Genomic DNA, 334 nt, shown 5'->3' on the forward strand with positions numbered 1-334 from the left:
CTCGATACGGCCTATGCGTGGCTTGACCGTTGGCTGGACGGGCGCGAGTGGGTGGCGGCGGGCGTGTTCAGTCTCGCCGACTGCGCGGCGGCGCCGGCGCTGCTGTATGCGGACTGGACGCACGCCATTCCGAAGATTTACCGCAACGTTTGGGCGTATCGGGACCGCCTGCTCGCGCGCCCGAGTTACGCCCGCGCCCTGGACGCGGCGCGCCCCTATCGGCACATGTTTCCGCTAGGTGCTCCTGAAGGGCGGGACTGAACGCCGCAGGCTGGCGCGGCTGGGCATGGCTCGGTCTATTTGGTTTTCGGTTGCCAGAGTTCGATCTTGGTGC

The 334-nt window shown here is 67.4% G+C and carries 1 protein-coding gene; it reads left to right on the plus strand.

All coding sequences use genetic code 11. The features are described from left to right. Positions 1 to 261, plus strand: a 261-nt coding sequence (locus R5H29_RS16685) for a glutathione binding-like protein (protein WP_332329504.1), incomplete at its 5' end; no start/stop codon positions are given. Positions 262 to 334 lie beyond the last annotated feature (73 nt).

The organism is Stenotrophomonas sp. A3_2, assembly GCF_036624925.1.
Lineage (GTDB): Bacteria > Pseudomonadota > Gammaproteobacteria > Xanthomonadales > Xanthomonadaceae > Stenotrophomonas > Stenotrophomonas hibiscicola.